This is a genomic window from Nocardia sp. NPDC003979, assembly GCF_053605015.1.
Genome location: NZ_JBSGIJ010000032.1, coordinates 34,208 through 43,650 on the forward strand (window position 1 = coordinate 34,208; position 9,443 = coordinate 43,650).

Sequence of the window (9,443 nt, forward strand, 5' to 3'; positions counted from 1 at the left end):
GCCCCGGATCGCGGTCTCACGCGGCGGCTTTCGCGAGCAGCCACACCAGCAGCGCCTTCTGGGCGTGCAGCCGGTTCTCGGCTTCGTCCCACACCACACTGTGCGAACCGTCGAGCACCTCGTCGGTGATCTCCTCGCCACGGTGTGCCGGAAGGCAGTGCAGGACAATCGCTTCTGGGTTGGCGGCGGCCAGCAGTTCGGTGTTGAGCTGGAACGGGCGGAACGGCCCGACGCGATCGAGCCCGTCGTTCTCCTGACCCATGGAGGTCCAGGTGTCGGTGACGAGCACGTCGGCGCCGGTGGCTCCGGCGACGGGATCGCCCGTAACCGCCACCGTCGCACCGGTTTCGGCGGCACGCTTGGCGGCGGCCTCCATGATCCAGGGCAGCGGCTCGAAACCGGCGGGCGCGGCGACGGTCACGTTCATGCCCGCCGTGACACCACCGAGCAGCAGCGAGTGCGCCATGTTGTTGGCGCCGTCGCCGAAGAAGGTGAGGTTGAGTCCGGCCAGCGAACCCTTGCGCTCGGCGATCGTCTGCAGATCGGCGAGGACCTGGCACGGGTGGAACTCGTTGGACAGCGCGTTCACCACGGGAACCGTTGCAGTGGCGGTCATTTCGTCCAGCCGCGACTGCTCGAAGGTGCGCCACACGATGGCGTCGACGTAACGCGAGAGCACGCTGCCGGTGTCGCCGAGGGTTTCCTCACGGCCGAGCTGGGTGTCGCGGCCGTCGACGACAACGGCGTGCCCGCCGAGCTGGGCGATGCCGAGTTCGAAGGAGAACCGCGTGCGGGTGGAGTTCTTCTCGAAGATCACCCCCACTCCGCGCGGGCCTTCCAGCGGGCGGTGCGCGAAGGGGTTCTTCTTGAGTTCGGCGGCGAGAGCGAGGATCTCGGCCTGTTCGGCCTGGCTCACGTCGTCGTCGCGCAGGAAATGGCGCAGGGTCACTTGGTCGCTCCCTTGGCATCGGCGGCGGCCTTGTCGAGGATCTCGGGCAGGTCGGCGACGAAATTGTCGGCCTGGGTTTCGGTGAGCACCAGGGGCGGTGCCAACCGGATCACGTTGGGCTTGGCGGGATTCAGCAGGTATCCCGCCTCGCGCGCCCGTTCGTCCACGTGGGCGGAGATGTCGTTCTTCAGCACGATGCCGATCAGCAGACCCGCCCCACGCACGTGGTCGATCTCGGGGTGCTCGAGCAGGGCGATGCCGTCGCTGAGCTTCTTGCCGACCCATTCGACATGGCTCAGCAGGTCCTCGGAGTCGATGGTGCGCAGCACGGCCAGCGCCGCCGCGGCGCAGACCGGATTGCCGCCGAAGGTGGTGCCGTGCAGACCCGGGGTGAGCAGTTCGGCCGCCCGTCCCTGTGCCAGCACGGCGCCGATCGGGAGGCCACCACCCAGGCCCTTGGCGAGGGTGATCGCGTCGGGCACGATGCCGGCCGCTTGGTGTGCGAAAAACGTTCCGGTGCGGCCGATTCCGGTCTGCACCTCGTCCAGGATCAACAAAGCGCCTGCCCGCGAGGTGATTTCGCGCGCCTTGGCGAGGTAGTCGAACGGCGGGACGACCACACCGCTCTCCCCCATCATCGGCTCGAGGAACACCGCGGCGGTGTCGGAGTCGACGACGGCTTCCAGGGCGGCGGCGTCACCGTAGGGCACATGCACGACGCCGGGCGGCATCGGCTCGAACGGCGCCCGCTTGGACGGCTGACCGGTGAGCGCGAGCGCGCCCATGGTCCGCCCGTGGAACGCCTCCTCGGCGGCGACGATCTTGGACCGGCCGGTGAGCCGGGCGATCTTGAACGCGGCCTCGTTGGCCTCGGTGCCGGAGTTGCAGAAGAACGCCTTGCCCTCGCCGTCACCGAAGTGGGCGAGCAGCTTCTCGGCCAGTTCGATCACGGGTTCGCTGGCGTACAGATTCGACACGTGGCCGAGGGTGCCGAGCTGCTGGGTGACCGCCTCGAGGATGGCGGGATGCCCGTGGCCGAGGCTGTTGACCGCGATACCACCGAGGAAATCGACGTAGCGCTTGCCGTCGGCGTCGTAGACCACCGCCCCGGCGCCACGCACCAGCGCCACCTTCGGGGTGCCGTAGTTGTTCATCATCGCGGCCGACCACCGCTGCTGCAGTTTCGCCACTTCACTCATCTTCGGCCTCCCCCGGGGTCACCATGGTTCCGATTCCTTCTCCGGTGAACAGTTCAAGTAGTACCGAATGCGGGACGCGCCCGTCGATCACGTGGGCACTCGGCACTCCGCCACGGACCGCGCGCAGGCAGGCCTCCATCTTCGGCACCATGCCCGCGTCCAGGCTCGGCAGCAACTCGGCGAGAGCGTCGGCGTCTATCCGGCTGGTGAGCGAGGATCGGTCCGGCCAGTCGGTGTAGAGACCCTCGACATCCGTGAGGACGACGAGCTTCTCGGCGCCGATGCCCTCGGCCAGCGCGGCCGCGGCGGTGTCGGCGTTGATGTTGTGCACCACGCCGTCGGCGTCGGGGGCGATGGTGGAGACCACCGGGATGCGGCCCGCGTCGATCAGGTCGAGCACGGCGCCGGGATTGACCTCGGTGACATCGCCGACCAGGCCGATATCGGTGGCCACCCCGTCGACGGCGACGGTGCGCCGGGTGGCGGTGAACAGGTGCGCGTCCTCACCGGAGATGCCGACCGCGTACGGCCCGTGCGCGTTGATCAGCCCGACCAGCTCGCGCCCGACCTGACCGAACAGCACCATCCGCACCACATCCATCACCTCGGGGGTGGTGACGCGGAAACCGCCGCGGAATTCGCCTTCCATGCCCAACTTCTTCAGCATGGCATTGATCTGCGGGCCGCCGCCGTGCACGACAACGGGGTGCACGCCGACGGTGCGCAGGAACGCCATGTCGGCGGCGAAGGCGGACTTGAGGTCGTCGTCGATCATGGCGTTGCCGCCGTACTTCACGACGACGATCTTGTCGCGGAACTTCTGCAGCCACGGCAGCGCGTCGGCGAGGACATGCGCCTTGTCGAGTGCCGAGAGGCTGTGCAGCACACCGGCGTTCATGAGCTGTACGCCGAATTCTCTTCGACGTAGCCGTGCGAGAGGTCGGTGGTGCGCACCATGGCGGTGCCCTCACCCACATTGAGCTCGATCAGCACGTCGATATCGGCGCCGGACAGGTCGACCTCTCGCGCGCCCGGAGCGCCGACACTGTCGACACAGACCGGATTCCCGTTGAACGACACCGCGATCCGATGCGGGTCGAGGGTCACCGGGGCGATGCCGACGGCGGCGAGCACCCGGCCCCAGTTCGGGTCGGAGCCGAACAGCGCGGTCTTGACCAGGTTGTCGCGGGCGACGGCACGGGCGACGGTGAGCGCCTCGTCCTCGGTGGCCGCACCGGTGACGGTGACCCGCACCCGCTTGGTGACGCCTTCGGCGTCGGCCATGAGCTGGGCGGCCAGGTCGTCGCACACGGTGAACACGGCGGCGTCGAGGTCGTCCTGCGACGGGGTGACGCCACTCGCGCCGTTGGCCAGCAGCAGCACGGTGTCGTTGGTGGAGCAGGAGCCGTCGACGTCGAGCCGGTCGAAGGTGTATTTCGTGGCCTTGCGCAGCGCCTCGTCGAGCTGTTCGGGGGTGGCCACCGCGTCGGTGGTGAGCACGACGAGCATGGTGGCCAGCGAGGGTGCGAGCATGCCCGCGCCCTTGGCCATGCCGCCGACGTTCCACTTGTCCTCGTGGTGGAAGGCCGATTCCTTGGGCACCGTATCGGTGGTCATGATGGCGTGGGCCGCGTCGGAGCCGCCGGTGAGACCGCCGCCCATCTCGTGCACGATCTCGGTGATCGCGGGGATGAGTTTGTCCATCGGCAGCCGGTCACCGATCAGGCCGGTGGAACAGACCGCGATCTCGCCCGCGCCGGTCTCGGTACCCCAATTGCTCAGTGCGGCAGCGAGTTCCTCGGCGGTCCGGTGAGTGTCCTGGAAACCACCGTGGCCGGTGCACGCGTTGGCACCACCGGAGTTGAGGATGACGGCGCGTACGTGACCGGACTTCAGCACCTGCTGCGACCACAGCACCGGGGCGGCCTTCACCTGGTTGCGCGTGAACACGCCCGCCGCGGCGTATTCGGGACCCTCGTTGAGCACCAGCGCGAGGTCGGGCTTGCCGCTGGCCTTGATGCCCGCCGCGATGCCCGCCGCGCGGAAGCCGAGCGGGGCCGTGACGCCCTGGGTGTGGATGAGTTTGCCGTGGTCCGGCGCGTGCGGATCAGGGGTTGTCACGGTGCCACTCCTACGGTGGAAAGTCCTGCGGTCTCGTCGAAACCGACGGCCAGATTCATCGATTGCACCGCGGCGCCCGCGGTGCCCTTGGTCAGATTGTCGATCGCGCCGATCACCACGAGCAGGCCCGCGTCGGCGTCGACGGCGACCTGCAGGGTGATGGCGTTGGAGCCGAGCACCGAACCGGTCTGCGGCAGCATGCCTTCGGGCAGCAGGTGCACGAAAGGTTCGTCGGCGTAGGCCTTTTCGTAGACGGCCCGGGCCTGCGCGGCGTCGACCTTCACCGGTGCGGTGCAGGTGGCGAGGATGCCGCGCGGCATCGGCGCGAGCACGGGCGTGAAGGACACCGAAACATCCACGCCGCCCGCGGCTTTCAGGTTCTGCGCGATCTCCGGGGTGTGCCGGTGGGCGCCCGCCACGCTGTAGGCGCGCACGCTGCCCATGACCTCGGAACCGAGCAGGCCGATGTCGAGTTTGCGGCCCGCACCCGAGGCGCCGCTCACCGCGACGACGTTCACGTTCGGCTCGATGATGCCCGCCGCGACGGCCGGGGCGAGCGCGACACTGGACACCGTCGGATAGCAACCGGGCACCGCGATGCGGCGGGCACCGGTGAGCCGGGCGCGCGCGCCGGGCAGTTCGGGCAGACCGTAGGGCCAGCTGCCCGCATGGGCGCTGCCGTAGTACTTCTCCCAGGCGGCGGGGTCGGTGAGCCGGAAGTCGGCGCCGCAGTCGATGACGACCGTCGACTCGGGCAGGGCCTGCGCGATCGCGCCGGACTGGCCGTGCGGCAGACCGAGGAACACGATGTCGTGTCCGGCCAGGGTCTCCGGGGTGGTTTCCTGCAGGACGCGGTCGGCCAGCGGCAGCAGCTGCGGCTGCAGTGCGCCGAGGGCGGTGCCCGCGTTGGATCCGGCGGTCAGCGCCCCGATCTCGAGGCGCCCGGCTCGGTATTCGGGATGGCCGAGCAGCAGACGCAACACCTCGCCACCGGCGTACCCACTGGCACCGGCAACCGCCACCCGTAATACGGGTCCTCCGGACGTTTCCACCATGTGATGATTATGCACGAGTATGCAAGCTCATTCATGCGCGGGTGTGACGGACTCGGCGCCACGTGCCCCGATCAGTCGCGCGACCAGCGGGAACACCAACACCGTTGTGGCGCCCGCGGCCACCAGTATCGAGGCTACCTCGCTACTCAGCAGGCCGCTGCGGGTCGCGACCTGCGTCACCGCGACGATGATCGGCAGACCGGTGGCCGCGTAGAGGGCCAACTGCACCCGTTCGCGGCCGGTGGGCAGGTTCAGCCCGTGCGGCACGAAACGTTCGCTCAGCCACACCGGCAGACCGCGTGCGATCGCGATGGTGAGCACGAACCACACCCACAGCGCCGGATTGCCCGCGACGGCGGACACGTCGATACCCATTCCGGAGACCACGAAGAACACCGGGATCAGCAGGCCGTAACCGATGGCCTCGAGCGAGGCGTCCACGTCGGGGTGGCCCGCGGCGATGAGTTTGCGCAGGATCATGCCCGCGGCGAAGGCGCCGAGCACCACGTCGAGGTCGAATTCCTCGGCGATCACCATCAGGACGAGGAGTAGCAGCACGACGCCGCGCACCGGGAGCTGCGAGGTGCCGCCGTCGAGCCGGCCGAGCGCCGATCCGAGGTCGGGCATCCGGTCGAGCATGCGCACCGGGATCAGCCCGACGAGCACCGCCGCGATCACGAACATCAGCACGGTGACGAGCGCCGACATGGAGTCGCGGCTGCTCAGCAGCACCGACATCGCGACGATGGGCCCGAGTTCGCCGACCGCGCCGTGCGTCATCACCGCGCGACCGAGTGGCGAGTCGGCGATTCCGGCCTGCTTCAGAATCGGCAGGAGTGTGCCGAGCGCGGTGGAGGTGAGCGCGATGGCCACGGCGATGCGGGTGCCCGTCGACCGGTCGGTGGCCAGCGTGACGATCCCGAACGCGAAGACCAGGCACACGAGCCAGACCAGCCAGGCCGTTCGCCCCGATTTCCCTCGTAGCAGGGCCGGGTCGAGTTCGTAGCCCGCGAGCAGGAACAGCATCCCCAGCCCGAGCTCGCTGACGAGGTCGACGCCGCCTCCGGTGTCGGCCCATCCGAGGACGTACGGGCCGAGTACCGCACCCGCGACCAGCAGGATGACCACATCGGGCAGATATCCGCGCAGCAGGCGCGACACCACCGGTGCGATCACCGCGACCAGCGCGATCCAGAACAGCGACACGATCGGCGTCGGCCCGTCGGCACCGGCGGAAGCGAGCAGCTCCATGCGGGTCATCGTGGCACAGCGCACCAGCCGATCCCCGACACCGCGCGCGGGCGATCCGTCACCTTGCGTGCGGTGTATCGGGTTGCAGGTGCGCGAGGAGGAGTTTGATCAGCAGGACCGGGCCGAACCAGAGCAGGAAGGTCGGCACTGTGAGCATTGTCGTGGTGATCGCGACGCCGAATACTGTGGCGGCGAAGGCGACCGGCACGCGCAGCTGATCGGGCACCGAGAGCACGACGACGGCCGCCGCGAGGACGAGGCTGTAGATGGCCGCCGCGACCCACCACCCGAACCCCGGGACCACCAGCGCCAGCAGGAACGGTTGGACGTGGATGGCGACGAAGGCGAGGTGATGACGGGAGGTTCGGCCGGGCCGGTGGAACCAGTTTTTGGCCGATGCCGTCGCATTGACCACGGCACCGCCGAACAGGTCGAAGCCGATCAGGGCGACCACCGCGACGACCAGCGCGGAGCCACCCGCGCTTCTCGCGAGCAGCGCAGCTGTCACCCCACCGACGACCGCCGACGAATAGCACAGGGCTGCTTCACTTCTCGTGGCTCCAGGGGCGATGAGCCGGTCGGTGATCGTCATCGGCGGATACCTTCCACGCACACCTGCACCAGGGGTTCGGTCATCTCGGTGAGGGAGACGCGGTCGTCGGCCAGCCACTGCACCAGGCACCCTTCGATCGCGCCGACGATCACCGCGGCGTGCGCGTCACCGATACCCGCCCGCAATTGCCCCTCGGCGTCGGCCGCACGCAGCAGTTCCGCGACGGCCGCCCGGTAGCCCTCGTAGACGGCGGCCATATCCAGCGGTGTCCTGGCCGACCACACGTCCAGCAATACGCGCGCGTAGTCCGGGTGGGCCGCCAGCATCGCCACGGTCGACCGGATCAGCTGCGCCAGCCGATCGAGCGCTGGACCGCTTCCGGGCGCGGCGAGCTGCTGTTCCGCGCGGGCACGGTACTGGTCGAACGCGGCGGTCAGCAGTTCTTCCCGGCTGCTGACCGCGAGGTAGACACTTCCTTTCGCGACCCCGGCCTCCGCCGCCACATCTTCGATCCGCGACGCGGCGAACCCTTTCCTGGCGAAGACCCGGACGGCCGCCTCCAGAATTTCGGTCCGCCGCGCCTCTATATCCACTCGCTTCGGCATGAATTTATAATGACTGACCAGTCAGCCATAGTCCATAGTCAGTCGGACGCGGGCGGTGGAGGGATTCAGCGTTTGGTGACGACTCGTTCGCCCTCGCCGGGTTTCCAGATGGTGATGGCGAGTTGGTCGTCGGCGACTTCGACAGTGGAGGCGCTGGTGAGGTCGGCGATGTAGAAGTGGTCGAACTTCTGGCCGCGGATGTCGAAACCGCTGTCGTCGAAGAGTTTCTGCGCGAAGCGGGCGTGGACGGATTCGTCCTTCAGGTCGGTGACGGTGCCGAAGAGTTTGGCGTCGCCTTCGGTGACGTTGGTGTCAACGGTTGCGGTGTGCAGACAGAAGCGTGGGTCACGGGCGAGGTCGTCGAACTTGCGCGTGTCCGGCATGCCCGCCAGCACCAGCATGCCCTCGAAGACCATCGGTTCGATCGGGCTGATCCGTGGCCATCCGTCGGCACGGAGGGTGCCGAGCATGCACAGCTTGCCGGTGGCTCGGTGTCTGCGCAGGAACAGCTCGGCGATACGCGGCGCTTCCTCGGTGAACTGGCTCCAAGTGGTCATACGCTCACGCTACGACCCAACCTTGACATCCTGTGTCAAGGTTCACGGCTAGTCTCGGGGTATGCGAGCGAGCAGGCTGGTGCAGCTACTGCTCCTGCTGCAAGCCAACGGCGGGTCGACGGCCGGGGAGCTCGCGCGGGAGCTGGAGGTGTCGGTGCGCACGGTGTACCGGGATGTGGAGGCGCTGTCGGCGGCGGGTGTGCCGGTGTACAGCGAACCCGGGCGCGGCGGCGGGGTGCGATTGGTCGACGGGTACCGAACCCGGCTCACCGGCCTCACCTCCGACGAGGCCGACGCCGTCTTGCTGGCCGGCCTACCGGGCGCCGCCGCCGACCTCGGCCTCGGCACCGTCCTCGCCACCGCGCAGCTGAAAATGCTGGCCGCGCTGCCACCGGAACTGCGCGGCCGGGCAACCCGCATCGCCGAGCGCGTCCACATCGATATGCCCGGCTGGTTCCACCGCCCCGACGAAACCCCCACTCTCGCAACCATCGCCGACGCCGTCTGGCACGACCGCCGCCTCGCGATCACCTACCGGCGAGGTGACGACGCGGTCGAACGAACGGTCGACCCGCTGGGCCTGGTGATGAAAGCGGGCACCTGGTACCTCGTCGCGCGCGTCCGCTCCGATATCCGTTCCTATCGGGCGAGCCGGATCGTCACAACCCACTTCACCGGCGAAACATTCAACCGCCCAACCGATTTCGACCTCGCCGACCACTGGCAGGCCGCAGCAACCGACTTCGGGCGTTCCATGCTGAAAGTCACCGCGCAATGCCGAATCGCCACCGCACACCTCGGCCTGTTGCGCCTCATGAACGACCCGGCAGCCGTCCACGCCGCACTGGCCTCCCTCGGCCCAACCGACCCCCACGGCTGGGCCGACATCACCATCCCCTCAGAGTCCTACGAAGTACTGACCCACGCCCTACTCCCCCTGGCAAACCACGTCGAGGTCCTCGCTCCACCCGAGTTCCGCGCCCACCTCCGGACAATCACCGAGGCCATGGCCGCACGCTACCGCACCACCTAAATCCGCCATGACCGCACTCCCAGCCCCGCACGACCCGACCTCGAGGAGGGTCCGCCGCGAAGCGGCGCAGCGGCCCGGCCGCGCGAACAGCGCTCGAAGCGCATGCGCGAAGCGCGAGTC

Annotated in this window: 10 protein-coding genes; 1 reads left to right on the top strand and 9 read right to left on the bottom strand. The window is 68.7% G+C overall.

Annotation, left to right across the window (positions count from 1 at the left end):
- Positions 1-16 precede the first annotated feature (16 nt).
- From argF to ACWEVR_RS32625, 9 genes are all read right to left on the bottom strand, one after another.
- Positions 17-949 (bottom strand): ornithine carbamoyltransferase, encoded by a 933-nt coding sequence (argF, locus tag ACWEVR_RS32585; protein ID WP_067644433.1) that lies wholly within the window; start codon positions 947-949, stop codon positions 17-19.
- Positions 946-2,148, bottom strand: coding sequence for an acetylornithine transaminase (locus ACWEVR_RS32590; RefSeq protein WP_452470050.1), 1,203 nt, complete (start codon positions 2,146-2,148; stop codon positions 946-948). Before ACWEVR_RS32590 ends, argF begins: the two co-directional genes overlap by 4 nt.
- Positions 2,141-3,046 carry an acetylglutamate kinase gene (gene argB, locus ACWEVR_RS32595; protein ID WP_067644438.1) on the bottom strand — a complete coding sequence of 302 codons (906 nt, stop codon included), beginning with the start codon at positions 3,044-3,046 and terminating at the stop codon, positions 2,141-2,143. The genes ACWEVR_RS32590 and argB overlap by 8 nt, the downstream gene beginning before the upstream one ends.
- Positions 3,043-4,269 (bottom strand): bifunctional glutamate N-acetyltransferase/amino-acid acetyltransferase ArgJ, encoded by a 1,227-nt coding sequence (gene argJ / locus ACWEVR_RS32600; RefSeq protein WP_452470051.1) that lies wholly within the window; start codon positions 4,267-4,269, stop codon positions 3,043-3,045. The genes argB and argJ overlap by 4 nt, the downstream gene beginning before the upstream one ends.
- Positions 4,266-5,324, bottom strand: a complete 1,059-nt coding sequence (argC, locus tag ACWEVR_RS32605) for an N-acetyl-gamma-glutamyl-phosphate reductase (RefSeq protein ID WP_452470052.1) — start codon at positions 5,322-5,324, stop codon at positions 4,266-4,268. Before argC ends, argJ begins: the two co-directional genes overlap by 4 nt.
- A gap of 27 nt (positions 5,325-5,351) precedes the next feature.
- Positions 5,352-6,575 (bottom strand): cation:proton antiporter, encoded by a 1,224-nt coding sequence (locus ACWEVR_RS32610; protein WP_452470053.1) that lies wholly within the window; start codon positions 6,573-6,575, stop codon positions 5,352-5,354.
- 58 nt (positions 6,576-6,633) lie between these two features.
- A complete protein-coding gene (locus ACWEVR_RS32615; protein ID WP_452470054.1) occupies positions 6,634-7,167 on the bottom strand; it encodes a hypothetical protein in 534 nt (177 codons plus the stop codon).
- Positions 7,164-7,733 (bottom strand): TetR/AcrR family transcriptional regulator, encoded by a 570-nt coding sequence (locus ACWEVR_RS32620; RefSeq protein WP_452470055.1) that lies wholly within the window; start codon positions 7,731-7,733, stop codon positions 7,164-7,166. The genes ACWEVR_RS32615 and ACWEVR_RS32620 overlap by 4 nt, the downstream gene beginning before the upstream one ends.
- 65 nt (positions 7,734-7,798) lie before the next feature.
- On the bottom strand, positions 7,799-8,290 hold the full coding sequence (locus tag ACWEVR_RS32625; protein ID WP_452470056.1) for a pyridoxamine 5'-phosphate oxidase family protein: 492 nt from the start codon (positions 8,288-8,290) through the stop codon (positions 7,799-7,801).
- A 61-nt stretch (positions 8,291-8,351) separates the two neighbouring features.
- Between ACWEVR_RS32625 and ACWEVR_RS32630 the strand changes: the two genes are divergently transcribed.
- On the top strand, positions 8,352-9,323 hold the full coding sequence (locus ACWEVR_RS32630) for a helix-turn-helix transcriptional regulator (protein ID WP_452470057.1): 972 nt from the start codon (positions 8,352-8,354) through the stop codon (positions 9,321-9,323).
- Positions 9,324-9,443 lie beyond the last annotated feature (120 nt).

Coding starts and splice junctions, on each gene's coding strand:
- ACWEVR_RS32630 (WP_452470057.1), top strand. CDS start 8,352: ATGCGAGCGAGCAGGCTGGTGCAGCTACTGCTCCTGCTGCAAGCCAAC.
- ACWEVR_RS32615 (WP_452470054.1), bottom strand. CDS start 7,167: ATGACGATCACCGACCGGCTCATCGCCCCTGGAGCCACGAGAAGTGAA.
- ACWEVR_RS32620 (WP_452470055.1), bottom strand. CDS start 7,733: ATGCCGAAGCGAGTGGATATAGAGGCGCGGCGGACCGAAATTCTGGAG.
- argC (WP_452470052.1), bottom strand. CDS start 5,324: ATGGTGGAAACGTCCGGAGGACCCGTATTACGGGTGGCGGTTGCCGGT.
- ACWEVR_RS32625 (WP_452470056.1), bottom strand. CDS start 8,290: ATGACCACTTGGAGCCAGTTCACCGAGGAAGCGCCGCGTATCGCCGAG.
- ACWEVR_RS32610 (WP_452470053.1), bottom strand. CDS start 6,575: ATGGAGCTGCTCGCTTCCGCCGGTGCCGACGGGCCGACGCCGATCGTG.
- argB (WP_067644438.1), bottom strand. CDS start 3,046: ATGAACGCCGGTGTGCTGCACAGCCTCTCGGCACTCGACAAGGCGCAT.
- ACWEVR_RS32590 (WP_452470050.1), bottom strand. CDS start 2,148: ATGAGTGAAGTGGCGAAACTGCAGCAGCGGTGGTCGGCCGCGATGATG.